This window comes from Azospirillum griseum (genome assembly GCF_003966125.1).
Classification (GTDB): domain Bacteria; phylum Pseudomonadota; class Alphaproteobacteria; order Azospirillales; family Azospirillaceae; genus Azospirillum; species Azospirillum griseum.
Map to the genome: position 1 here is coordinate 259615 of NZ_RXMA01000001.1, position 23813 is coordinate 283427.

Below are 23813 nucleotides of genomic sequence, written 5' to 3' on the forward strand. Positions count from 1 at the left end.
ATCGGGTCCAAGGAAATAACCACGCTGTAGATCGGGAGACCCCACCGCACCGTCAAGCGCCCGGATCAACGATCCCGAACAGATCACATCGCCGAAGGCGGCCCCGACGCCACAGGCAAATTGACCAGCAGGTTTTGCGGCTTCAACCGCAGGCGGTTCGCCTCCGTCATCGCCAGCCCGAGATAGACCGGCCGCCCGGCCAGATCGGGGCGCATCGCCGCCGGATCGGCGAACTCCAGCCGGAACAGGGCGAGGATGCGGGCCAGCCGTCCCCCATCCACCGGCGCGCCGGTGTAGAGATCGTTGAGGATCGCCGTGGCGGCGCTGTCCAACCCGACATGCCAGACCCACCGCTCGTCATGGATCGCCTGCACCGGCTGGACCGACACGACGATGCCCAGGAAATGCGCCACCCAGCGTTCCAGCACGCGGGCCAGCGCATCCAGCCCCGCCGCCGCGAAGGTGATGTCGAGCACGGTGTCGTGGCGCTCGTCGCGGCCCCAATAGGCCGGGTGATTGGTTTCGTCGAGAATGTCGAGATCAACGGCGCGCGGCGCGGTCCCGGCCTCCACCACCAAGCGCCCCAGGCTGCCGAAGCCGCCGGACGCGGCCAGCGTCTCCACCGTTTCGGCGTCGGCCAACCGGACCCGGCCATCGGCCACCGACACGCTTTGCTCGCGGAAAAACAGCTCCGCCGCCCGCGCCCGCAGGCCCGACGGCGTGCCGTCGAGGATGCCGCGCAGGATGACGTGGACCAGCTGGTCGATGAACAGGCCCGGCACCCCGCGCGCGCCGGTGCGGAACAGGTCGAGGTAACAGCGCTCCAGCGTGCCCGCCGCCAGCAGCCGGTCGCGGAACGCCAGCCAGACCCGCCAATTGTCGCGGGCGTCGTCGTCGGCCAGCGCGGCGAGCAGGCCGGGCGGCACCGGGCGGGCGGGATCGTCGAGCAAGCCGTCGTGCAGCGTCCGTTCGGCGTCGCAGGCGTCGTCCGGCGGGCGGATCTCCGGGCGCAGCAGATAGGCGCGCAGAAACTCCGGCGTCACCGCCCAATGCGTCACGCCCTCGCGCCCGGTGTCGGCGCGGCGCAACAGCCGATGCCCCGACGACACCCAGAAATCGGTCATGCCCTGCACCGTGTGGTCTCCCTTGCTGCCCGCCGCCTCATCCGACACCCCGGTCGCCACCGGACGCAAGCGTCGTGTTCAAAAACGCGTCGATGTCCGCCCACACCCGGTCGCGGATGGCGTCGCGCTCCATCAACAGCTCGTGTCTGGCCTCCGGGTGCTCGACGAGCGTGGCGTGACCCAGACGGGTGGCGACCCGCCGATGGGCGTCGGCGCGCACCACCCGGTCGCCCGGCGCGCTCAACAGCAGCACCGGAACCGTCACCCGCTCCAGCGGCAGATCCCGCACAACCGCGTCCTCCGCCCGCAAGGCCGCCGCGATCCAGCCATAGCTGACACCACCGACCCGCAGTTCCGGTCTGGCGGTGTAGGGGCCGTGAAAGGCGGCGTAGCGCTGGGGATCGGAGGTGATGGGGTTGTCGGGGGTGAAGCGCCCCTCCGCCGGGTCGTAATCCCCCTGGCCGGGGGCGTAACGCTCCCCCCAGCCGAGGGCCACCGCCAGACCGGCCAGCGCGCGCGCCACGACGCGCGGCAGCGGGCCGAAATGGATGGCGTGCATCGGGGCCGACAGGATGACGGCGTCGCACACCGCCGGAACCGCCGCCGCGTGGCGCGACAGGAACAGGGTGGCGACCAGCCCGCCCATCGAATGGGCCAGCAGCACCAGCGGGCGGTTCCCGGCGCAGGGCCGGGCCACCCGCGCCACCAGCTCGTCCAAATCATCGACCAGGGTGGTGAAATCGGCCAGATGGTGGATTTGCCGGTTGGCGAGCGGCCGGTCGGACAGGCCCTGGTTGCGCCAGTCGAAGGCCAGCGCCTGGAAACCGCGTGCGGTCAGCCCATGGGCGGTCTCCGTGTATTTCTCGATGAACTCGGCGCGCCCGGTCAGGATCAGCACCGTGCCGCGCGGTGGGGTCGCCGTCGGTTGCCAGCGCGCCCAGCGCAGCGTCGTGCCGTCGCGCAGGCGCAGCGTGTCAAAGACCGGGTCGGCCATCGGCGGTGTCTCCCCCATTCCCGGCGCCCCATTCCCGGCGCCCCGTTGGCGCAGCCGTCGCCGGGCGGTGATTGAAGCAGCCCGCCGCCCGCCCGTCCACCCCCTCCGTCCTTGGGATCATCCGTGCCCGGCCGGGTCGCGACGGGCCAAGTCGCGGCAGCGGCATGGTGTCGCAGCGCGCCTTGTCACCAAGTAACCACACCCGCCGGTTCGGGTTTCCCGTCGAGTCGCGGCCGCTCGCGGCAACGCAACAGACATTTCGTTGCGCCAACGAACAAAGAGCCGCAAATCCTCCTTTTTGTTGCAACCCGGCGGTCATTTGTGGACAGGATGTTGCGCCAAAACGCTCGATCCACCCTCGCGCGCCCGTTTTTCGGCCTGATCCGGGGGTTTTACGCTAAGCCACTGGACAATATGAGCTTCTTCGGAGCCGCTTCTGCGGCGAAGTATTCGCACCAACACCAACCCGGCTTTTTCGTCCGCAGGACTTTGTGGCAACGCGGTCGCAGGGGCCGACAATCCGCCTGAATCTTCGTCGTGGCGTTAGAGATTTTTTTGCATTTTTGCCGGACACATGGTGCCATTCGCCTCGTTGCACTGCACATGACGCGGTGCGGCACAGTGGCTGAATCAAGTGGCTGTATCAGTGGCATCGGGCGCCGGGGTTCGGCGCGGGAAAAAGGAAAGCGCGTGATGGACGATGTGCGTCAGGTCCGCAAGGACATCGAAGGGTATTGCATCGAAGACCTCGCCGTCGGCATGACGGCGTCGTTCGCCAAGACCGTGACGGAAGCGGACATCGTCCTGTTCGCCGGCATTTCGGGCGACACCAACCCGGTCCACCTCAATCAGGAATACGCCGCCGGGACCATGTTCCAGGGCCGCATCGCCCACGGCATGCTGACCGTCGGCTTCATCTCCGCCGTTCTGGGAACCAAGCTGCCCGGCCCGGGCGCGATCTACATGTCGCAGAACCTGAAGTTCAAGGCCCCGGTGCGCGCCGGTGACACCGTGACCGCGCGGGCCACCATCACCGAACTGATCCCGGAAAAGCGCCGCGTCGTCGTCCGCACCGTCTGCACCGTCGGCGAGACGGTGGTGGTCGATGGCGAAGCGATGCTGATGGTTCCGTCGCGCGGCTGAGCGCCGCCACGCTGATCGCTGGAAAGGGTCCGCGTCCCGCCGTCGGTGCGTTTACCGCGCGCCGACGGCGTTCTATATAGACGCCCCAGAAGGTTTCTCCAGATCGGGGCGCGCATGCGACTCTACAGACACACCGCCGACCTGCCCGCCGGGGAGCGCGGGGCCGTTGTGGCGCTCGGCAATTTCGACGGCGTGCATCACGGCCACCGCGCGGTGATCGGCACCGCCCAACGTCTGGCGCGGGATTTGGGCGCGCCGTCCGCCGTCCTGACCTTCGAACCGCACCCGCGTTCGGTCTTCCGCCCGGACGATCCGCCCTTCCGCCTGACCCCCTTCCACATCAAGACCCGCCACATCCAGGCGCTGGGCGTCGATCAACTGATCGTCCGCCATTTCGACGAACGTCTGCGCACCAAGACGGCACAGGCCTTTGTCGACGACATTCTGGTCGGCGATCTGGGCGTGCGTCACGTCGTCTGCGGCTATGATTTCCTGTTCGGGCACAAACGCGTCGGCGACCCGGCCTTTCTGGAAGCGGCGGGGCAGGCCCACGGCTTTGGCGTGACCATGGTCGGGCCGGTCAGCGATCCCGAGGGCGGCGTCTACTCCTCCACCCGCGTGCGCGACGCCCTGGTGGCGGGCCGCCCGCGCGAGGCCGCCCATGTGCTGGGCAGCCCGTGGGAGATCGAGGGCCGTGTCGCCCATGGCGACAAGCGGGGCCGCACCATCGGCTTTCCCACCGCCAACATCGCGTTGGACGAGTATCTGCGCCCGGCCTTCGGCGTCTACGCCATCCGCGCCGGTCTGGATCGCGGGGCCGAGACGGTGTGGCACAAGGGCGTCGCCAATCTGGGGGCACGCCCGACCGTGGGCGGCACGGTGGAGCGGTTGGAAGCCCATCTGTTCGACATGAGCGCCGACCTGTACGACCAGCATCTGCGGGTGCAACTGGTCGAGTTCCTGCGCCCGGAGCAAAAATTCGCCAGCTTTGATGCGCTGAAGGACCAGATCATTCGCGACGCCGAGGCCGCCCGCGCGGTTCTGGCCGACTCCTGACACCGGAACAGACGGACGGGGACCGACGATGGAACGCGTGCTGATGCTGCTGTTCATGCTGAACCAGGGCGGGCCGACCACCCTGGATTTCGCGACAATGGAGCAATGCAAGGCGGCCGAGCCGCTGATCGTCCAGAATTACCGGGAGATGACCGGAAACAGCGTGCTGGCGCGCTGCGTCCGCCTGTCGCTGCCGCCCTCACCCCTACCGCCGCCCTCGCCACAGACCCCGGCCAAACGGCCCTGAGCAACCCGCTTACAGCCCGAAACCGCATTCCGGCTCCCCGCAGCCGGTCTGGTCGGGAGCGACGCGGGCGTTCCAGGCGTGGAGCCAGTCGGCAAAGGCATCGGGGGGCATCGGGCGGGCGTAGTGATAGCCCTGCCCCATGCAACAGCCGTCCGCCTTCAGCATCCGGCTTTGCGTCTCGCGCTCCACCCCTTCGGCGATCACGGTCAGCCCGAGGCTCTGGCCGATCTGGATCATCGCCCGGACCAAGGGGCGGTTGGCCGCGTCGATGTCCAGTTCCTTGACGAAGCTGCGGTCGATCTTCAATTCACCGACCGGGAAGCGTTTCAGATAGCTCAGGCTGGAATAGCCGGTGCCGAAATCGTCGATCGACAGGGTGACGCCGAGGTCACTGAGGGCGTCGAGCGTGTCGTGCACGCTGACCTCCTCGATCATCATCAGCCGTTCGGTGATTTCCAGCGTCAGATCGCCGGGCGGGACCCGCGCCACCGCCAGAACATGGCGCACCTGTTCGACCAGATCGCCATGGGCGAAACGCTCGGGCGACAGGTTGACCGCCATCCCCGGAACCACCAGCCCATCCGCCCGCCAACGCGCCAACTGCGCAACCGCGTTTTCCAACACCCACCGGTCGATCTGGCCGACCAACCCGCATTCCTCGGCCAGCGGGATGAACTCCATCGGCGACACCGCGCCCCAACGCGCGTGGGTCCACCGGATCAGCGCCTCGACCCGATGGAGTCGCTGCGTCTCCAACCGGATCTGCGGCTGGTAGTGCAGGGTGAAATCACCCCGGTCCAGCGCCTCGCGCAGCGCCGCTTCCATCTCCAGCCGCCGCACCGCCTGCTCGTTCATGTCGCGGCGGTAGAAATGGCAGCGGTTGCGCCCGGCCTGCTTGGCCCGGTACATCGCCGCGTCGGCCTGACGCAGCAGCGTGTCAAAATCCAGCCCATCGTCGGGATGGACGGCGATGCCAATGCTGGCCGTCGGCGTCAGGGTCAGATCGGCGATGGTGATTGGCAACGACAGGGCGGCCAGAATGCGTTCGGCCACCAGAGAGGCGTGGGCGGCGTCGCAGCCCGGCAGCAGGGCAACAAACTCATCCCCGCCCAGACGCGCCAACGTGTCGCCATCCGGGAACAGGCGGGTCAGCCGCTGCGCCACCTCCACCAGCATGCGGTCGCCCGCCGCGTGGCCCAAGGAGTCGTTGATCGTCTTGAAACGGTCCACGTCCAGGAACATCAGCGTCACCGGTTGCTTGGTGCGCCCGGCCAGCGCCAGCGCGGCGGTGGCCCGGTCTTTCAGCAATTGCCGGTTCGGCAGGCCGGTCAGGGTGTCGTAGAAGGCCAGCCGGTTGATCTCCGCCCGCGCGCGGTCATGCTCGATCGCCAGCGCGCACAGATGGACGCAGGCCTCCAGCATGCGGCGGTGAAAGGGCGTGGCCTGCCGGGGTTCCCGATAATACAGGGCGAAGGTCCCCAGCACGCGGGCGTCGCGCCCCTTGATCGGGTGGGACCAGCAGGCGGCCAGACCATGCGACAGGGCCAGATCGCGGTAATCGGCCCACAGCGGATCGGTGGCGATGTCCGACACCTCGACCGGCGCGTTGCGCCACGCCGCCGTCCCGCAAGACCCCACCGACGGGCCGATCCGCACGCCATCGATTGACGCGCAAAAGGCGCTGGGCAGCGACGGGGCCGCCGCGTGGCGCAGGCTGGTTCCATCCTCCAGCAGCAGCACCGAACATGTGACCTCCGGCGCGCAGGTTTCCACCTGGCGACAGAGGAAATCCAGCACCAGCTTCAACGACCGTCCGGCGGCAACCAGTTCCAGCACGTCCTGTTGCAAACGGGCGATGGCGTTGGCGCGCTCGCGCTCCTCAAACCCCTGCATCTGGCAAAAGGCCAGGGGTTCGGGAAAGCCGGTCAGCATCTGCCAATGGAGATCGACGGGAACCGGTTCGGCGCGCAACGGGCGGATGATCCCCGCGCCAGGCAGCGGCCCTTCCTCGCGCAGGGCGGCCCACACCGCCCCCCATTCCCAGCCGCCCAGATCCAGCACCGTCAGCAAGGGCCGCCCGATCAGACCAGCCCCCCCGCCGCCGCGCGCGGGACGCCCGGCCCATTCGGCAAAACAGGGGTTGCCGCTGACAATCAGGCCGTCGCCCCCAACCCACACCAAACCGGTCCCGCACTGCTCAACGGTCGCCCGGATCAGGGAATCGGGCATAACGGCCTTGTCCAACGTTCCGTCGGCGAAATCCATGGCGCGCGTCCTCCCGGATGCCTGCGTGGCCCGGCCTGATTCTTAAGGAAAATGTTACCATGGATACAGGCCGGACGGTCAAGCCCCGCAACACGCCCGAGGACTGGCCAAGGCCAGACAAACGAAAAGGGGAGAGTGGTTGCCCACCCTCCCCTTTTCCTTTGGTCGTCTTTACAGCGCGCCGTTCATCATCGGGAGATCAACGGCTTTTGCCATCACGAGCAGCCGGTGGTCGAACCGCAGCTGTCGCACTTCAGGCAGGTGCCGTTGCGCACCAGGGTCATGTTGCCGCACTCGCCGCAGGGATCGCCCTCATAGCCACGGGCGCGCGCCTCGCGGATGCGGTCAAACCGCTGGTCGCTGGTGCTGCCGCCATAGGCGGTGCTGGTCACGGCGCTGGCGGCAACATGGCCTTGCGCGGCCACCACGCTGCCCACCGCCGGGCTGGACGCCACAGCACCCTGCGCCGCGCTCGCCACCGCCTGGGTGGTGGTGTCGGTGCCGGCCGCCGCCAGGGCCGCCGCCGCGCTGGCGCGCTGGACCTGCCCATGGCCGCCGTGCAGGACGCGCAGGTTGTTGCGGACATAGCCGGTCGAGGCCACACGGCGGACGAAGTCCGACGGCTGCGGGTTGTCCGGCAGGTCGCCCTGCTTGTCGCCGCTGCCGACGGTGAAGGGCAGCAGATCTTCCGGCGTGGCGTGGGCCAGATCGGTGCGGCCCAGATAGGAGATCGCCACCTCGCGGAAGATGTAGTCGATGACCGAGGTCGCCATCTTGATGGTGTCGTTGCCCGTCACCATGCCCGACGGCTCGAACCGGGTGAAGGTGAAGGCCTCGACGAACTCCTCCAGCGGCACGCCATATTGCAGGCCGATGGACACCGCGATGGCGAAGTTGTTCATCAAGGAGCGGAAGGCGGCCCCTTCCTTGTGCATGTCGATGAAGATTTCGCCGATGCGGCCATCCTCATACTCGCCGGTGCGCAGATAGATCTTGTGGCCGCCGACGTTGGCCTTCTGGGTGTAGCCCTTGCGGCGGTGCGGCAGGCGTTCGCGCGACGAGATCTTCCGCTCGACGATCTTTTCGACCACCTTTTCGACGATGCGTTCGGACACGATCTGCGTGCGGGTGGCGTTCGCCCCCTCGACCACCGCGTCGATGGTCTCGCCGTCCTCCTCATCCTCCAGCACGGCGGCTTGCAGCGGCTGGCTGAGCTTGGAGCCGTCGCGGTACAGCGCGTTGGCCTTCAGACCCAGACGCCAGGACAGCATGTAGGCGTCCTTGCACTCCTCCACCGTCGCCGAATTCGGCATGTTGATGGTCTTGGAGATGGCCCCGGAGATGAAGGGCTGCGAGGCCGCCATCATGGTGATGTGCGACTGCCAGGACAGGAAACGCTTGCCGATGCGGCCGCAGGGGTTGGCGCAATCGAACACCGGCAGATGCTCGTCCTTCAGGAAGGGCGCGCCTTCCAGGGTCATCGCGCCGCAGCAATAGGTGTTGGCGGCGTCGATCTCCACCTTGCTGAAGCCCAGATGGGTCAGCAGGTCAAAGCCCGGCGCGTCCAGCGCCTCCATCGGCACGCCCAACGTCTGCACGCAGAAGTCGGCCCCGATGGTCCAGCGGTTGAACACGAACTTGATGTCGAAGGCGGTGGCGAGGTTGCCTTCCAACCGCTCCAGCAGCTCGTCGGTGAAGCCCTTGGCCTTCAGCGCGGCGTGGTCGATGCCCGGCGCGGTCTTCAGCGTGCCATGGCCGACGGCGTAGCGCTCGATCTCCCCGATCTGCTCCGGGTTGTAACCCAGCGTCTTCAGCGCTTCCGGGACCAGACGGTTGACGATCTTGAAGTAACCGCCACCGGCCAGCTTCTTGAACTTCACCAGGGCGAAATCGGGTTCGATGCCGGTGGTGTCGCAATCCATCACCAGTCCGATGGTCCCGGTGGGGGCGACCACGGTGGCCTGCGCGTTGCGGTAGCCATGGGCCTCGCCCAATTCCAGCGCCTCGTCCCACACCCGCACGGCGGCGGCGGCGAGATCCTGGTCGGGGCAGAGGTCGGCGACGAAGGGGACCGGGGCAACGGTCAGCCCCTCATACCCGTCCATCGCGCCGTTGGCGGCCCGGCGGTGGTTGCGGATGACCCGCAGCATGTGGTCGCGGTTGGCGTCATAGCCGGGGAACGGCCCCAGCTCCTGCGCCATTTCCGCCGAGGTGGCGTAGGCCACGCCGGTCATGACGGCGGAGATGCCGGCGCAATAGGCGCGGCCCTCGTCCGAGTCGTAGGACAGGCCGGACGCCATCAGCAGGCCGCCGAGGTTGGCAAAACCCAGGCCCAGCGTGCGGAATTCATAGGAGAGCTGGGCGATTTCCTTGGACGGGAACTGCGCCATCAGCACGGAGATTTCCAGCACGATGGTCCACAGACGGCAGGCGTGTTCGAACGCCTCGGTGTCGAAGGAGCCGTCCTTCAACCGGAAGGTCATCAGGTTCAACGACGCCAGATTGCAGGCGGTGTCGTCGAGGAACATGTATTCCGAGCACGGGTTCGAGGCGTTGATGCGCCCCGACGCCGGGCAGGTGTGCCATTCGTTGATGGTGCTGTCGAACTGCACGCCGGGATCGGCGCAGGCCCAGGCGGCGTAGCCGACCTTGTCCCACAGATCGCGGGCGCGCAGCGTCTTCATGACCTTGCCGTTGGTGCGACCGATCAGGTTCCAATCGCTGTCATCCAGAACGGCCTGGACGAACTCGTTCGACACGCGCACCGAGTTGTTGGAGTTCTGGCCCGCCACCGTCAGGTAGGCTTCCGAATCCCAATCGGTGTTGTAGGTCTTGAACTCGATGCTCTTGAAGCCCTGACCGGCGAACTGGATCACGCGCTGGATGTAGTTCTCCGACACCTGATCCTTGCGGGCGGCCAGGATGGCCTTCTTCAGCTCCTTGTTTTCCTTGGGATCCAGCCCGCTTTGCGCGGCGGCCATCACCGCCGTCAGATGCTTCTGGCAGATCTTGGAACCGGTGACGAGGGCGGCGACCTTCTGCTCCTCGTTCACCTTCCAATCGATGTAGCCTTCGATGTCCGGGTGATCCATGTCCACCGAGACCATCTTGGCCGCGCGCCGGGTGGTGCCGCCCGACTTGATCGCGCCCGCCGCGCGGTCGCCGATCTTCAGGAAGCTCATCAGGCCCGACGACTTGCCGCCACCCGCCAGCTTCTCGCCCTCGCCGCGCAGCTTGGAGAAGTTGGAGCCGGTCCCGGAACCGTACTTGAACAGGCGCGCCTCGCGCACCCACAGATCCATGATGCCGCCCTCGTTCACGAGGTCGTCGGCGACCGACTGGATGAAGCAGGCGTGCGGCTGCGGGTGCTCATAGGCCGAGGCCGAGGAGGTCAGCAGGCCGGTCTTGAAATCGACGTAGAAATGGCCCTGGCTGGGGCCGTCGATGCCATAGGCCCAATGCAGGCCGGTGTTGAACCATTGCGGGCTGTTGGGTGCCGCCATCTGGGCAGCCAGCATGAAGCGCATTTCGTCGAAGAAGGCGCGCGCGTCGGCCTCCTGATCGAAATAACCGCCCTTCCAGCCCCAATAGGTCCAGGTCCCGGCCAGACGGTCGAACACCTGACGGGCGGAGCTTTCGCCGACGAAACGCTTTTCCTTGGGCAGGGCCGCCAGCTTCTCGGTGTCGGCCTCCTTGCGCCACAGCCAGGAGGGAACGGTGTTCTCCTCAACCGGCTTCAGGGCGGCGGGCACACCGGCCTTGCGGAAATACTTCTGGGCCAGAATGTCGCTGGCGACCTGGCTGAAGCCTTCCGGCACCTCGATGTTGGTCTGCTGGAAAACGATCGAACCGTCGGGGTTGCGGATTTCGCTGGTGGCGCGACGGAAGCCAAGGCTGGCGTACGCATCCTGGGCTTCATTCGTAAAACGACGCTCGATCCGCATGGTCCCGCTATCCCCTGATGAATCTCGACAAAGCAAGGTGACGACGCGGCACACGCTTGCGCTGGTCGCTGGTCGTCGGTTGCTGTAAGGTTGATGTCATCCTAGACACCGACGCCCCCACAGGCAAGAGGCCGAACGGCCCCGGACACCACATATTGTGGTTGACACGGAAAACTGCGACCAAATCCAGCACGCCCAGCGTTTCCGCCATTTTCCAGGCCGCCCTCAGGACCGCGACCGGCTTTTTAAAAACCGCCTCAGAAGCGCGGCGTTTTGCGACCGCTTTGTCCACCCGGTTTTCAACAGCGCCAGGGGTTGGGAACGCAAGATTTTGTGGGCTTTTCCACAGATCGCCACCATCAGGCCCCTTGGGACGACTCGGGGATGATCGCCATCGCCACGACACCGGGCGGAAGGGCGCGACTCGGGTCGGTCCGATTCCGACCGGGCGAACCGGTTGCGGGGTGAACAATGCGTTTCAAAAACCACCCGTCCGGGCGCGCGGGGCACGCCGCGCCGTCACCCGCACCCACAAGATATAGTCGGTCGGGCCGGACGCGCCCCAAAAGGACCGCCCCGGCCCGCAGGCCCCGGCCGGCTCAGTCGATCAGCAGATCCAGGGTGGACCGCACGACCTGGACGATTTCCGCCCCTTGCAACGGCACCGGCAGATCGCGCCCGCCGACGATGATCGACAATTCATGCTCGGTGGTCGGGGCGAACCGGGCAATCTCCTGCACCAGATCGTCGGGCAGGATGACCTCGCGCGGCACGCCTTCGCGAGCGGCCACGCGGTCGCGCCAGCCGTTGAGGGCGGCGGCGATCGCCGCCTCGATCTGCTGCGATTCCTCCTTGCGCCGCAAATCGGCGTAGAGGACCAGCACACGCCAGCCGTCCACGGCGTAGGCCGTATCAATGCGCTGGACCTCGACCGTCCGCAGGAAATTGGACAGCCGGAGCTGCGCCTCGTCGGCGGCAGCGTCGGGAATGATGAAGGTGCGGATTTCGGTGCTCATCGCCCGTCCTTGTGGTGAAGGATCCCCCGGTGTCCCACAAGCCTACACGACAAGCGGCCCGGCGGGCAAACCGCGACCACAGCGCCCGGTCCCGCCCGACGGTCCCAACCGGGACGGTGCCGCGATCGGGATGCAAAAATGCGATCCATCGCGGCGATCGTGTGTATTATTTCTTAAAATGCCAGACACCCCCATGTTCACAATAAGGACACTTGCGCATGTGAACAGCTGCGTGTGATAAGCCCGCAAGTGACGGCCCACACAACACGGGCTGTCATCAAAATGAAATCTTTTGCATCGTAAGATGAAGGCTCAGGTCATGCTGATGACGTCACCGGACCATTCGATCCCCGCCCCGCGTTGGGTCCGGGAACAACCACGGAGCGCCGCCATGGACTTCACCGTTATCGATGGTCCCACCAGCACCGAAATCCGCCTGCAGGGCCGGATGACCTTTTCCGACCATGACACCTTCCGTTCGGTGATCGCCGCCTTCGACCGTCCGGCGGGCCACCGGATGGTTTTCGATCTGTCGGGGCTGGATTTCGTTGATTCCTCCGGTCTGGGCATGTTCATCATCGCCCGCGACACGGCGCAGAAAAAGAAGCTGGACTTCACCATGCGCGGCGCGCGGGACGAGGTGCAGCGCCTCATCACGCTGGCCAAGCTGCACAAGGTTTTCACCATCGACGCCTGACGGCGGAACCCGCGCGGAGGGCGGGGCGCATGGAGGGTTCTATCGAAACTCCCGCCTCGCTCTATGGCCTGGATCTGGGACTCCCGCTGGGGGATTTCCGGGTCCTGATCGCCGACAACAGCCGGTTCAACCGCCGCACGCTTGCCCGCTTCCTGCAATGGATCGGCATCGACAAGGTGGCCTTCGCCACCGACGGGCCGGAGCTGATGGACCAGATCGAGGCGTTCGACCCCGATCTGTTGATGATCGACGCCCAATTGCCCCCCATCGATGGCATGGCGCTGTGCCGCATCCTGCGCGCCAACCCGCGCTGGCGCGACCTGCCGATCCTGATGCAAAGCACCCGGCAAACCGACCAGATCCGCTCGCTGTGCTTCCAGGCCGGGGCCACCGACCTGCTCGCCAAGCCGATCAACCCCGGCGAATGCGTCGCCCGCGTCCGGTACCATCTGGAACGCCGCGCCATGGTGAGGGAGTTGCGCGCCTTCCACGAACGGGTGGAGCGCGACCTGAAACAGGCCCGTTCCATGCAATTGGCGCTGGTCCCCGACTCCGAGTGGCTGGAGGCGATGGCCGGGCGCAACGGTCTGCGAATCGACCCGGTCTTTCAAACCTCCCACGAGGTCGGCGGCGATTTCTGGACGGCGTTCGAAATTGGCGGTGGGCAGGTCGGTGTCTTCGTTGCCGATCTGTCGGGGCACGGCATCGCGTCGGCCATCAACGCCTTTCGCCTGCACACCCTGCTGACCCGCACGCCGGCCGAGGAACTGCGCGACCCCGCCCGGCTGATGACCCAGTTGAACCAGCGGCTGACCGACATCCTGACCGTCGGGCAGTTCGCCACCGCCTTTTACGGGGTGATCGACCCGGCGCGTGACACGCTGCTCTACGCCGCCGCCGGTGCCCCGAATCCGCTGCTGGGCAGCCGGGGCGGGTTCCGCACGCTCGACGCGTCGGGCATGCTGCTGGGGGCCTTCGCCGACGCCGAGTATGAGACGCGCGTCACCCGCTTCCTGCCCGGCGACACGCTGTTCCTCTATTCCGACGGGCTGACCGAGGCGCGCGACCGCAGCGACACCATGCTGGGGGAGCTGGGCTTGGCCGATCTGGTGGAGGAGGCGGTGCGCACCGCGCCCGAACACCCCTTTCCCTGGCTGATGGCGCGCTTTGCCGAGCGATTCGGCACCGGCCTGTACGATGATCTGACCGCCCTGTGGATCGCCCGCGACCCGCTTTGAGCGTGGATGGACAGGGGGGCCTGGGGGACGGTTGGACGAAGGCGCAATGGGGAAATCCGGTTGCCTTTCCGTCGGTTTCCCGGCAGCACAGTCGGCCATGACCGACACCCGCCACCCGATTCCGCCGCCCACCCTGCCCGTCCTGCCGATCGACCCGGTGCTGCCCGACCTGCTCGCCGCCCTGGAGTCGCGCGGGGTGGCCGTGCTGCAAGCCCCGCCCGGTGCGGGCAAAACCACGCGGGTCCCGCTGGCGCTGCTCGATCAGGCGTGGTTGGGCGGGGGCAAGATCCTGGTTCTGGAGCCGCGTCGGCTGGCCGCGCGCGCGGCGGCCCGGCGCATGGCGGCGATGCTGGGCGAATCGGTGGGCGAGACCGTCGGCTACCGGGTCCGGCTCGACACCCGCGTCGGCCCGCGCACCCGGATCGAGGTGGTGACGGACGGCCTGTTCCTGCGCCAGCTTCAGGAGGATCCCGAATTGCCGGGCGTCGGCGCGGTGCTGTTCGACGAGTTCCACGAACGCGGCATCGACAGCGATCTGGCGCTGGCCCTGGTGCAGGAGGCGCGTGGGGCGCTGCGCGAGGATCTGCGGCTGGTGGTGATGTCGGCCACGCTCGACGCCGGACCCGTCGCCGCCCTGCTGGGCGACTCGGCCCGGGGCGACGCCCCGATGGTGACGAGCCAGGGCCGCGCCTTTCCGGTCGAAACCCGCCATCTCGACGCCCCGCCGCCGGGCGGACGGATCGAGGACGCGGTCGCCGCCGCCATCCGCCGCGCCCTGCGCGAGGACACCGGCAACGCCCTGGTCTTCCTGCCCGGCACCGGCGAGATCCGCCGGGTGCAAAGCCTGTTGGAAAAGATCGATCTGGGCGGGGATGTGGTGGTCGCCCCGCTCTACGGCGATTTGAGCGCCGAGGCGCAGGACCGCGCCATCGCCCCCGCCCCGCCCGGCCAGCGCAAGATTGTGCTGGCCACCGCCATCGCCGAAACCAGCCTGACCATCGACGGCATCCGCATCGTCATCGACAGCGGCCTGATGCGCGTCCCGCGATTCGACCCGCGCGCAGGCATGACGCGGCTGGTGACGGTGAAGGTCAGTCAGGCGTCGGCGGAACAGCGCCGGGGCCGCGCCGGACGCCTGGAGCCGGGCGTCTGCTACCGCCTGTGGCCGGAGGCGACGCACAAGGCGCTCGCCCCCTTCAGCGCGCCGGAGATCCTTGACGCCGATCTTGCCCCGCTGGCGCTGGAGTTGGCAGTGTGGGGCGTGGCCGATCCCGCCGCGCTGTGCTGGCTCAACCCACCGCCCGCCCCGGCGCTGGCGCAGGCGCGCGGCTTGCTGGCCGGGTTGGGAGCGATGACGGCGGACGGGGCCATCACCCCGCACGGCCGCCGCATGGCCGGATTCGGCGTCCACCCCCGGCTGTCGCACATGATGCTGACCGGGCGGCGGCTGGGGCATGGCGCGCTCGCCTGTCTGGTCGCCGCACTGCTGGGCGAACGCGACATCCTGCGCGCCGCCCCCGGATTCCGCGACGCCGACCTGCGCCTGCGCGTCGATCTGCTGCGCGGCGAGGAACAGGGCGGGCGCGGGGCCGCGCGGGGCCTCAGCCTGGACCGGGGGGCGGCGCAACAGGCGCTGAAGCAGGCGCGCAACTGGCGGCGGCAGCTGGGCCTGCGCGAGGAGGCGGGGCCGACCGGCGGCGACAGCCACGCGGTTGGTCCGCTGGTGGCGCTGGCCTACCCCGACCGCATCGGCCAGCGCCGCCCCGGCGGCGCGCCGGGCGGGGTGGCGGCGCAATACCGGCTGTCGGGCGGGCGCGGGGCCTATTTCCAGGACGCCGAACCGCTGTCGGCGGAGGAATGGCTGGCGGTGGCCGATCTGGACGGGGCGGCGCGCGAGTCGCGAATCTTCCTCGCCGCCCCGGTCGCCCTGGCCGATCTGGAGGAGCTGTTCGCCGACCACATCCGCCTGGAGACCATCGTCGCCTGGGACGCGCGCGAACAGGCGGTGTTGGCCCGCCGCCGCCGGATGCTGTTCGCCCTGATCCTGAAGGACGAGCGTCTGGCCAACCCTCCCGCCGGGGCCATCACCGCCGCGATGATCGAGGGGGTCCGCGCCCTGGGGCTGGAGGTTCTGCCCTGGTCGGACGAGCTGCGGAGCTGGCGCACCCGCGTCGCCTTCCTGCGTCAGCGCGAGGGGGAGGAGTGGCCGGATCTGTCCGACGCCGCCCTGCTCGCCACGTTGGAGGACTGGCTCGCCCCCTTCCTGGACGGCGTGTCGCGCCGCGCCCATCTGGAGCGCGTCGATCTGTCCAACGCCCTGCGCGCCCTCCTGCCGTGGGAGCTGAAAAACCGCCTGGACGCCGAAGCCCCCACCCACATCACCGTGCCCAGCGGGTCGCGCGTGCCGATCGATTACAGCGGCGATGAACCGGTGCTGGCGGTGCGGCTGCAAGAGATGTTCGGGCTGGCCGAAACCCCGCGCATCGCCGGGGGCCGGGTCCCGCTGCTGCTGCATCTGCTGTCGCCCGCCCGCCGTCCGGTGCAGGTCACGCGCGACCTCGCCAGCTTCTGGGCCAACGCCTACAAGGCGGTCAAAGCCGATCTGAAGGGGCAGTACCCAAAGCATTACTGGCCCGACAACCCGCTGGAGGCCGAACCGACCGCGCGGGCCAAGCCCCGCCCGCGTTGACCGGCAGGCCACCGCGAACGAGCACACGCCGCTGTCGCCCGCCCGGTGGTCGGTGTATCCTGAACCAAACGTCCCGCCGGGGTTGCGCGCCATGCCGGTCATTGATGCCGCCCAACGCCAGAAGATCGAAGACGCCCTGCTCCGCAAGGCCGAGGATCTGATGCGCCGCATGCGGCGGGAGGCGGACACCGCCGCCCCCGACCAGATCGACGCGCTGGCAACCGCGATGGCCGAGATGCTGAAGGCCAAGGAGTTTCCCAGCGTCCGCGCCGCCGAGTTCCGCGAACTGACCAAGATCGTCCAGCGCGGCGTCTACCAGCGCAGCGTCGACACGCTGTTGATCCAGGCCGAACGCTGCGGCCATCGCGGCGACGACAAGGGCCGCAACGCCCTGCTGACCGCCGCCAAGGACCATTTTGCCAAGGCGCTGCGATTCGGCGCCGACGACGAGTTCCGCCACGGGGTGGAACGCCGGGTGCAGGCGACCTTGATGACCAGCAAGGACGGGGTGGACGACCGCACCAAGGAAGCCGCCAAGCGCAAGCTGGACCAGCACGACACCGGTGCGCGCCCACCCAATGGGATCGAACACCGCCGCGCCATCCGTTACCTCGACCCACCGCTGACCGTGCTGGCGGAAGGGCGGCGTTGCACGACGATCAACTGGAGCACGCGCGGCCTGCTGGTCGATCTGCCGCCGGAGGAGTTCCACCACGCCATCGGCGGCAAGCTGCGGCTGGAGCTGAGCTGCACGGAGGTGCCCGGCGTGGGCGGGCGGCAGATCGCCCACGTCGTCCGGCTCGACCCCGACCGCCGCGCCGTGGCCCTGGCCTTTCCCGACATCAGCACGGTCATTCTGGACCTGATGCACGCCATGAAGGACGCGGGCATCAAACCCGAACCGGAACGCTGACATCAAGACGGACGGCAGCGGAGACACCCGCCGCCGTGCCGGTCCGGCCTGTTCTCGGCCCTGCTTTGCTCGGCCCCGCTTTATTCGGCCCTGCTTTACTCGGTCGTCACCTGCTGACGGGCAAGGTCAAGGAGATGGGCCATCTCCTTTTCAACCCGGTGGTCGGAGATGTCCACGCCCTTGGCGTGCAGGTCGGCGGTGATGCGGTCGCGGATGTCGTGCGGCCCCGGCGTGCCGATGTCCACCTCGACGATCTGACGGGCGTAGGCCTTGGCCTCCTCCTCCGTCATCCCCATCAGCCCGGCGGCCCACAGACCCGCGAGCGTGTCGCGGCGCGTGCGGATGCGAAACAGCAGGTCTTCGTCGTGCTGGAACTTGTTCTCGAAGGCCTTTTCGCGGTCATCGAAGGTCGTCATGGACCTCGGCTCCTTGCATTTGGTGAGACGCGTTTGGGGTGCACGCGTTTGGATTTCGCTCCCAGTTGGCTGATTATACAGCCGGATGGGGGCCGCCGTCACGATCAAGCGTCAGGGGGGGCAAGCGTCCGTTGGGCAACCACCCCCTTGCGGAGACGGGATGGCCCGCCGACATATCGGGCCGACATAAGGGGTGCGCCATCAAGATGACAAGGTTCCCATGTGCAGCGTGATCCTTCTGCGGCAACCAGACGCAACCTGGCCGTTGCGCCTGGCCGCCAACCGCGACGAGATGGCCGGACGCCCGTCCCAGCCGCCCGGCCGCCATTGGCCCGACCGCCCGAACGTGGTGGCCGGACTGGATGAGTTGGCGGGCGGTTCCTGGCTGGGGTTGAACGATGAAGGGCTGGTCGCCGTCGTCCTGAACCGGGAAGGCACGCTGGGGCCGGAAACCGGCAAACGCTCGCGCGGGGAACTGGTGCTCGACGCGCTCGACCACGCCGACGCCGCCGACGCCGCCCGCGCGCTGGCCGCGCTCGACACCCGGGCCTACCGCCCCTTCAACCTGCTGGTCGCCGACAACACGAACGCCTATCTGGTCCGCCATCGCGGCGACTCCCCGCGCCATCGGCCCGAGGTGACAGAGGTTCCCCCCGGCACCCACATGCTGACCGCCCGTGATCTGGACGACCCCCGCGACCCGCGCATCGCCCTCTATCACCCGCTGTTCGACCACAACACCCCGCCCGACGGCGAAACCCCGGAATGGGGGCAATGGCCGACCCTGCTGGGCAGCCGGATATGGGAAGGCGAGAAGGGCGAGCGCGGGGCGATGGATTTCCGCCTGCCCATGGGATTCGGCACGGTGTCGAGCGCGCTGATCGCCCTGCCCCACCGCGACCGCCCCGACCTGACCCCGTCCTGGCTCTTCGCCCCCGGCCGCCCCTTCGAAACCCCCTTCGCCCCGGTGGATCTCGGGTGAGCGGAGCCTCGCGCACTCGGCACCCCGAGGTCGCGTTCCCCCGACATTGTGTTCCCCCGACCGGCTTGCTATATGACTGGTCGCACCTTCCTGGACCGGCAAGCTCTCTTGACCGGTCCTTACGCATTTGGACGACCACGCGATGACACGACGCCGGCGCATCTATGAAGGCAAGGCGAAGGTTCTGTTCGAAGGGCCGGAACCCGGCACTCTGGTGCAGTACTTCAAGGACGACGCGTCCGCCTTCAACAACCAGAAGAAGGGCGTCATCACCGGCAAGGGGGTGCTGAACAACCGCATCTCCGAATATCTGATGAGTCGGCTGTCGGAAATCGGCGTGCCCACCCATTTCGTGCGCCGTCTGAACATGCGCGAACAGCTGGTGCGCGAGGTCGAGATCATCCCGATCGAGGTCGTCGTGCGCAACGTCGCCGCCGGGTCGCTGTCCAAGCGTTTCGGCATCCCGGAAGGCACGCCGCTGCCGCGTTCGATCATCGAGTATTATTACAAGTCCGATGAGCTGAACGACCCGATGGTGTCGGAGGAGCACATCACCGCCTTCGGCTGGGCCGCCCCGGCCGACCTGGACGACATGGTGGCGCTGTCCCTGCGGGTGAACGATTACCTGTCGGGCCTGTTCCTCGGCAACGGGCTGCGGCTGGTCGATTTCAAGCTGGAATTCGGCCGCCTGTGGGAAAATGACGAGATGCGCATCGTGCTGGCCGACGAGATCAGCCCGGACAATTGCCGCCTGTGGGACGTGAAAACCAACGAGAAGTTGGACAAGGACCGTTTCCGCCAGGATCTCGGCAAGGTCGAGGAGGCCTATCAGGAGGTCGCGCGCCGCCTGGGCATTCTGCCCGAGGGCGGCCCCAGCGACGTCAAAGGCCCCAAGACCCTTCAGTAACCCGATTCCACCCGCCCCCACTTCTATCCTTTAGCGAGCGACATCCGATGAAGGCCAAGGTTCACGTCACCCTCAAGCGCGGCGTTCTGGATCCCCAGGGCAAGGCGATCGCCCACGCGCTGCAAACGCTGGGCTTTTCGGGTGTCAACGACATCCGCGTCGGCAAGGTGATCGAACTGGAACTGACCAGCACCGACGAAACCGCCGCCCGTGCGGAGGTTGAGGCGATGTGCACCAAGCTGCTCGCCAACACGGTGATCGAGGATTACGCCATCGAGCTGGTGGCCTGATCGCGCGGACCACAGGGATCGGGGGCGGCGGTTCATGAGCATCGACGATCAGACCGCCCGTCTCGCCGCCCTCGACCCGATCTTTGCCGAATGCCTGCGCGTCGGCGGCCCCCTGCGGCGTGATTTCTCCCGCCCCAGCGGTTTCATCGGCCTGCTGCGCATGGTGATGGAACAGCAGCTCTCCACCACGGTCGCGCTGGCGCTGTGGGACAAGCTGCGTTCCCGTTTGGGCGACGTGACGCCCGACACTATTCTCAACACCGACGACGACACCCTGCGCGCCTGCGGCTTTTCCCGGCAAAAGGTCGGCTACGCCCGTGGCTTGGCCCAGGCGGTGGCCGATGGCCGTCTGGATTTCGACGCCATCCACAGGATGCCCGACGAAGAAGCGATCGCCGCCCTTGTCACCCTGAAGGGAATCGGGCGCTGGAGCGCCGAGGTCTATCTGATGATGGCGCAGGACCGGCCCGACATCTGGCCCGTCGGCGACCTTGCCATTCAACTGGGCGTGCAGCGTCTGAAGGGCTGGGCCGACAAACCCACCCCGGCGCAGCTTCTGGCCGTCGCCGAACCCTGGCGACCCCACCGCAGCCTCGCCGCCAAGCTGGTCTGGCACCATTACGTCAGCCTGCAGGAACAGGCGCGCGCGGCCAAAACGACGGCTGGCAAAGCAACGGCTGGCAAAGCGAAACAGGCCCCCCGATGATCGACCTCCCCCTGCGCGCCGTTCTGGTTGGCCGCGTCGCTCCCTTCGGGCCGGAGGGGCGGACCAGCGCCATCCACAAGGCCCCGGTCGATGGCCCGCGCGCCGTTGGGGTGAACGGCTTTCTCGACGACGAACAGGCCGACCGCCGGGTCCATGGCGGGCCGGACAAGGCGATCCACCATTACCCGCTCGACCACCACGCCGCGTGGCGGGCCGAGTTGGGGGCGAGCGTGCCGCATCTGGACGCACCGGGCGCGTTTGGTGAAAATCTGTGCACCGACGGGGTGACGGAGGCGGACGTCTGTCTGGGCGACCGCCTGCGCGTCGGCACCGCCCTGCTGGAGGTGGCGCAGGCCCGCCAACCCTGTTGGAAGCTGAACCACCGCTTCGGCGTGCCCGACATGGCCAAGCGGGTGCAGACCACCGGCCGCACCGGCTGGTATTATCGGGTGATCGAGGGCGGCTCCATCGGCCCCGCCGACCGCCTGACCCTGGTCGAACGCCCCTGCCCCGACTGGCCGCTCACCCGCCTGCTGCGGGTGCTCTATGTCGACACGCTCGACCGCGCGGCGCTGACCGACATGGCCGCCCTGCCCGCACTGGCCCAAAGCTGGAAGACCCTCGCCGACCGACGTTTGACCCGCGACGCGGTGGAGGACTGGACCGGACGCCTGACCGGCGGCTGATCCGGCAACCGCCACAACCACATCAGCGGCCCACCGATCCTGTCCAGGAAGCCGCGCCCCGAGAGAGACTCCGCGTTCCGGCGTGGGTGCGCAAACGCCCCCGTCGCGGAACGTCACCCAGGCCGCCCGGTGGCCATCCGGACACCAAAAGGCCCGGCTGAAGCCGGGCCTTTGCGTCTGAGCCCGATGCCATCCGGGATCCCTTGGGTCAAGCCCTCAACTCGCCCTTGCGGGAAAGTGCGGCGGCTGGGTCTTCCGCCCTCAGCAGACGCCTTCGCAACGCGCAAGGCGATGGAAGGGTGGCCGCCGGGCAGGGACGTAACCCCCCTGCGTTCGGTCGGGCCACCTTTCGGTGGGCCGACGCCAGCCCGTATTGTCCGGTCCACACGGCAGCCAAGGCACACAATGGAGCCGTGGCAAAAATTTGCAAGAAACAATTTTTGGTTGGCGGAGGCGCGCCGGTGGGGATAGCCATAACCTCCCCATGCACCCTTGGGATGCAGCCGGCTTGTATGTGCCCGGCGCGCGCTCACCCTATACGAGTTCCGGCCACCCCTCAAGCCATCGTCGTTGCCGCAAACGTCACGATCACCCTGCTCGCAGACGGCGACGGCCCGGAAGCGGTTGGTGACACCAAAAGGCCCGACCGAAGCCGGGCCTTTGCGTCTGAGCCGTGCCCTATTGCGGATCTCTTGGGATAAACCCTCAACTCACCCGTACGGGAAAGTGCGGCGGCCAGGTCTTCCGCCCTCAACAGACGCCTTCGCAACGCGCAAGGCGATGGAAGGGTGGCCGCCGGGCAGGGACGTAACCCCCCTGCGTTCGGTCGGGCCACCTTGCGGTGGGCCGACGCCGGCCCGTATTGTCCGGTCCACACGGCGACCAAGCCTCATAGTGGGCCAACAGAAAGAATGCGCAAGGCCCAATTTTGGGTTGATTCCCACTGGCGGGTGTCCGCGCGTCGGCCTGCCCCATCAGCGGACATCACAGCGCCGCCCGGACCGGGTTCCCACCGTTGCGGCGGGCGGGCTGGGTGCCTTGAAATGCCCCCGTTCGGGCATCACCCGCCCAAACCCTCATCACTTGGCATCCTTCTTGCGCAGGAAACGGGCAGCCCGGATCGGGTTCGCCCGCCTTTTGCGCTGTTTTCTTGGCCCCTGCCCGCTCCGTCGGCACTTCCGCGCTTGCGCAAAACTGCACGATCTGTTAGCAGATTGCCTATTATTTAGGCATAACGCTGAAGGTTTGTGCAAATGGATGCGGCAAAGACGGGGGGCGACGTTCTGTTCGTCCTGATTGGCGCGGTCATGGTGCTGGCGATGCACTGCGGTTTCGCCCTGCTGGAGGTTGGGACCGTCCGGCGCAAAAATCAGGTCAACGCGCTGGTGAAGATCCTGTCGGACTTCGCCGTTTCGACCTTGGTCTATTTCGTCGTCGGCTACAGCGTGGCCTATGGCGTCGATTTCCTGGTCGATGCCAAGACCCTGGTCGGCAAGGGCGGCCCCGGCTTCGCCGCCTATGGCTATGATCTGGTCAAGTTCTTCTTCCTGGCCACCTTCGCCGCCGCCGTTCCCGCCATCGTGTCGGGCGGCATCGCCGAACGCGCCAAATTCTGGCCGCAGCTGGCCGCCACCGCCGCGCTGATCGGCCTGTTCTACCCGCTGGTGGAAGGCAGTCTGTGGGGGACGCGGTTCGGCCTGCAAGCCTGGATGACGGCGACCTTCGGCCAGCCCTTCCATGATTTCGCCGGATCGGTGGTGGTGCACGCCTTTGGCGGCTGGGTGGCGTTGGGCGCGGTGCTCAATCTGGGCAACCGGCGCGGGCGCTACCGGGCCAACGGCTCGCTGATCGCCATCCCGCCGTCCAACATCCCGTTCCTGGCGCTGGGGGCCTGGGTGCTGTGCGTCGGCTGGTTCGGCTTCAACGTGATGAGCGCGCAGACGCTCGACGGCGTGTCGGGTCTGGTGGCGTTGAATTCGCTGATGGCGATGGTTGGCGGCATCATCACCTCGCTCCTCATCAGCCGGACCGATCCGGGCTTTGTCCACAACGGGGCGTTGGCCGGTCTGGTCGCCGTCTGCGCCGGGTCGGACATCATGCACCCGCTGGGGGCGCTGGCCGTTGGCGGCATCGCCGGGCTGCTGTTCGTTTGGGCCTTCAACAAGTGCCAGATCAATTGGAAGATCGACGACGTGCTGGGCGTGTGGCCGCTGCACGGGCTGTGCGGCCTGACCGGCGGCCTGCTGGCCGGTGTGTTCGGGCAGGAGACGTTGGGCGGCCTGGGCGGGGTGTCGCTGGCCGCGCAGACCGTCGGCACGCTGGGCGGGGCGCTGTTCGGGCTGGCCGCCGGTTATGCCGTCTATGGCGTGCTGAAGCGCACCGTCGGCATCCGGCTGGATCCCGAGCAGGAATACAAGGGGGCCGACCTGTCCCTGCACCACATCACCGCCTATCCCGAGGAAGACGCGCCCGGCATGTGAAACGGGGCCCTGTGAGCGGG

At 67.7% G+C, this 23813-nt stretch carries 19 protein-coding genes; 13 read left to right on the forward strand and 6 right to left on the reverse strand.

The genetic code is table 11. The features are described from left to right. Positions 1–83 precede the first annotated feature (83 nt). Together EJ903_RS01230 and EJ903_RS01235 are read right to left on the reverse strand one after the other, a co-directional pair. The gene (locus tag EJ903_RS01230; protein WP_246015119.1) at positions 84–1184 is read right to left on the reverse strand and encodes a DUF6352 family protein; all 1101 of its coding nucleotides are present in this window, start codon (positions 1182–1184) and stop codon (positions 84–86) included. Then, a complete protein-coding gene (locus tag EJ903_RS01235; protein ID WP_126611339.1) occupies positions 1162–2118 on the reverse strand; it encodes an alpha/beta fold hydrolase in 957 nt (318 codons plus the stop codon). The genes EJ903_RS01230 and EJ903_RS01235 overlap by 23 nt, the downstream gene beginning before the upstream one ends. 693 nt (positions 2119–2811) lie before the next feature. On the opposite strand from EJ903_RS01235, the gene EJ903_RS01240 reads away from it, so the two are divergent. The 3 genes from EJ903_RS01240 (at position 2812) to EJ903_RS01250 (ending at position 4564) form a co-directional block, all read left to right on the forward strand. After that, complete coding sequence (locus EJ903_RS01240) at positions 2812–3261, forward strand: MaoC family dehydratase (protein WP_126611341.1); 450 nt, start codon at positions 2812–2814, stop codon at positions 3259–3261. Between the two features lie 114 nt (positions 3262–3375). Continuing rightward, positions 3376–4317, forward strand: coding sequence for a bifunctional riboflavin kinase/FAD synthetase (locus EJ903_RS01245; protein ID WP_126611343.1), 942 nt, complete (start codon positions 3376–3378; stop codon positions 4315–4317). Between the two features lie 28 nt (positions 4318–4345). Then, positions 4346–4564: a hypothetical protein gene (locus tag EJ903_RS01250; RefSeq protein ID WP_126611345.1), complete on the forward strand. Its 219-nt coding sequence runs from the start codon at positions 4346–4348 to the stop codon at positions 4562–4564. Positions 4565–4573: 9 nt separating this feature from the next. On the opposite strand, the gene EJ903_RS01255 is transcribed toward EJ903_RS01250, so the two are convergent. The 3 genes from EJ903_RS01255 to EJ903_RS01265 all read right to left on the reverse strand — a co-directional run bounded on the left by EJ903_RS01255 (position 4574) and on the right by EJ903_RS01265 (position 11789). Continuing rightward, complete coding sequence (locus EJ903_RS01255; protein WP_126611347.1) at positions 4574–6829, reverse strand: putative bifunctional diguanylate cyclase/phosphodiesterase; 2256 nt, start codon at positions 6827–6829, stop codon at positions 4574–4576. Between the two features lie 215 nt (positions 6830–7044). Continuing rightward, positions 7045–10773, reverse strand: coding sequence for a vitamin B12-dependent ribonucleotide reductase (locus tag EJ903_RS01260; RefSeq protein ID WP_126611348.1), 3729 nt, complete (start codon positions 10771–10773; stop codon positions 7045–7047). A 599-nt stretch (positions 10774–11372) separates the two neighbouring features. Further along, complete coding sequence (locus EJ903_RS01265; protein ID WP_126611349.1) at positions 11373–11789, reverse strand: HRDC domain-containing protein; 417 nt, start codon at positions 11787–11789, stop codon at positions 11373–11375. 391 nt (positions 11790–12180) lie between these two features. Here EJ903_RS01265 and EJ903_RS01275 point away from each other — a divergent pair, with 391 nt between their 5' ends. From EJ903_RS01275 to EJ903_RS01290, 4 genes are all read left to right on the forward strand, one after another. Next, positions 12181–12486: an STAS domain-containing protein gene (locus tag EJ903_RS01275; protein WP_126611350.1), complete on the forward strand. Its 306-nt coding sequence runs from the start codon at positions 12181–12183 to the stop codon at positions 12484–12486. A gap of 29 nt (positions 12487–12515) precedes the next feature. Next, a complete protein-coding gene (locus tag EJ903_RS01280; protein WP_126611351.1) occupies positions 12516–13724 on the forward strand; it encodes a PP2C family protein-serine/threonine phosphatase in 1209 nt (402 codons plus the stop codon). A 97-nt stretch (positions 13725–13821) separates the two neighbouring features. Continuing rightward, positions 13822–16413 carry an ATP-dependent helicase HrpB gene (gene hrpB, locus EJ903_RS01285; RefSeq protein WP_126611352.1) on the forward strand — a complete coding sequence of 864 codons (2592 nt, stop codon included), beginning with the start codon at positions 13822–13824 and terminating at the stop codon, positions 16411–16413. 91 nt (positions 16414–16504) lie between these two features. Continuing rightward, the gene (locus tag EJ903_RS01290; protein WP_126611353.1) at positions 16505–17326 is read left to right on the forward strand and encodes a hypothetical protein; all 822 of its coding nucleotides are present in this window, start codon (positions 16505–16507) and stop codon (positions 17324–17326) included. A 95-nt stretch (positions 17327–17421) separates the two neighbouring features. On the opposite strand, the gene EJ903_RS01295 is transcribed toward EJ903_RS01290, so the two are convergent. After that, entirely contained in the window at positions 17422–17742 is a 321-nt protein-coding gene (locus EJ903_RS01295; RefSeq protein ID WP_126611354.1) for a DUF1476 domain-containing protein, read from the reverse strand. A gap of 220 nt (positions 17743–17962) precedes the next feature. Here EJ903_RS01295 and EJ903_RS01300 point away from each other — a divergent pair, with 220 nt between their 5' ends. The 6 genes from EJ903_RS01300 (at position 17963) to EJ903_RS01325 (ending at position 23793) form a co-directional block, all read left to right on the forward strand. Continuing rightward, positions 17963–18724, forward strand: a complete 762-nt coding sequence (locus EJ903_RS01300) for an NRDE family protein (RefSeq protein ID WP_126611356.1) — start codon at positions 17963–17965, stop codon at positions 18722–18724. A gap of 142 nt (positions 18725–18866) precedes the next feature. Next, positions 18867–19631 carry a phosphoribosylaminoimidazolesuccinocarboxamide synthase gene (purC, locus tag EJ903_RS01305; protein WP_126611358.1) on the forward strand — a complete coding sequence of 255 codons (765 nt, stop codon included), beginning with the start codon at positions 18867–18869 and terminating at the stop codon, positions 19629–19631. A gap of 47 nt (positions 19632–19678) precedes the next feature. Beyond that, entirely contained in the window at positions 19679–19921 is a 243-nt protein-coding gene (gene purS, locus EJ903_RS01310; protein WP_126611360.1) for a phosphoribosylformylglycinamidine synthase subunit PurS, read from the forward strand. Positions 19922–19955: 34 nt separating this feature from the next. Further along, positions 19956–20627 carry a DNA-3-methyladenine glycosylase family protein gene (locus EJ903_RS01315; protein ID WP_126611362.1) on the forward strand — a complete coding sequence of 224 codons (672 nt, stop codon included), beginning with the start codon at positions 19956–19958 and terminating at the stop codon, positions 20625–20627. Then, positions 20624–21313 carry an MOSC domain-containing protein gene (locus EJ903_RS01320; RefSeq protein WP_174237226.1) on the forward strand — a complete coding sequence of 230 codons (690 nt, stop codon included), beginning with the start codon at positions 20624–20626 and terminating at the stop codon, positions 21311–21313. The genes EJ903_RS01315 and EJ903_RS01320 overlap by 4 nt, the downstream gene beginning before the upstream one ends. A 1253-nt stretch (positions 21314–22566) precedes the next feature. Beyond that, complete coding sequence (locus EJ903_RS01325) at positions 22567–23793, forward strand: ammonium transporter (protein ID WP_126611363.1); 1227 nt, start codon at positions 22567–22569, stop codon at positions 23791–23793. Positions 23794–23813: the final 20 nt, after the last annotated feature.

What these genes read in the sequence shown, in the direction of transcription:
- EJ903_RS01260 (WP_126611348.1), bottom strand. Translation starts at nt 10,773, where the DNA reads ATGCGGATCGAGCGTCGTTTTACGAATGAAGCCCAGGATGCGTACGCC.
- purS (WP_126611360.1), top strand. Translation starts at nt 19,679, where the DNA reads ATGAAGGCCAAGGTTCACGTCACCCTCAAGCGCGGCGTTCTGGATCCC.
- EJ903_RS01250 (WP_126611345.1), top strand. Translation starts at nt 4,346, where the DNA reads ATGGAACGCGTGCTGATGCTGCTGTTCATGCTGAACCAGGGCGGGCCG.
- EJ903_RS01265 (WP_126611349.1), bottom strand. Translation starts at nt 11,789, where the DNA reads ATGAGCACCGAAATCCGCACCTTCATCATTCCCGACGCTGCCGCCGAC.
- EJ903_RS01320 (WP_174237226.1), top strand. Translation starts at nt 20,624, where the DNA reads ATGATCGACCTCCCCCTGCGCGCCGTTCTGGTTGGCCGCGTCGCTCCC.
- EJ903_RS01235 (WP_126611339.1), bottom strand. Translation starts at nt 2,118, where the DNA reads ATGGCCGACCCGGTCTTTGACACGCTGCGCCTGCGCGACGGCACGACG.
- hrpB (WP_126611352.1), top strand. Translation starts at nt 13,822, where the DNA reads ATGACCGACACCCGCCACCCGATTCCGCCGCCCACCCTGCCCGTCCTG.
- EJ903_RS01300 (WP_126611356.1), top strand. Translation starts at nt 17,963, where the DNA reads ATGTGCAGCGTGATCCTTCTGCGGCAACCAGACGCAACCTGGCCGTTG.
- EJ903_RS01290 (WP_126611353.1), top strand. Translation starts at nt 16,505, where the DNA reads ATGCCGGTCATTGATGCCGCCCAACGCCAGAAGATCGAAGACGCCCTG.
- EJ903_RS01315 (WP_126611362.1), top strand. Translation starts at nt 19,956, where the DNA reads ATGAGCATCGACGATCAGACCGCCCGTCTCGCCGCCCTCGACCCGATC.
- EJ903_RS01295 (WP_126611354.1), bottom strand. Translation starts at nt 17,742, where the DNA reads ATGACGACCTTCGATGACCGCGAAAAGGCCTTCGAGAACAAGTTCCAG.
- EJ903_RS01245 (WP_126611343.1), top strand. Translation starts at nt 3,376, where the DNA reads ATGCGACTCTACAGACACACCGCCGACCTGCCCGCCGGGGAGCGCGGG.
- EJ903_RS01255 (WP_126611347.1), bottom strand. Translation starts at nt 6,829, where the DNA reads ATGGATTTCGCCGACGGAACGTTGGACAAGGCCGTTATGCCCGATTCC.
- purC (WP_126611358.1), top strand. Translation starts at nt 18,867, where the DNA reads ATGACACGACGCCGGCGCATCTATGAAGGCAAGGCGAAGGTTCTGTTC.
- EJ903_RS01240 (WP_126611341.1), top strand. Translation starts at nt 2,812, where the DNA reads ATGGACGATGTGCGTCAGGTCCGCAAGGACATCGAAGGGTATTGCATC.
- EJ903_RS01275 (WP_126611350.1), top strand. Translation starts at nt 12,181, where the DNA reads ATGGACTTCACCGTTATCGATGGTCCCACCAGCACCGAAATCCGCCTG.
- EJ903_RS01280 (WP_126611351.1), top strand. Translation starts at nt 12,516, where the DNA reads ATGGAGGGTTCTATCGAAACTCCCGCCTCGCTCTATGGCCTGGATCTG.
- EJ903_RS01325 (WP_126611363.1), top strand. Translation starts at nt 22,567, where the DNA reads ATGGATGCGGCAAAGACGGGGGGCGACGTTCTGTTCGTCCTGATTGGC.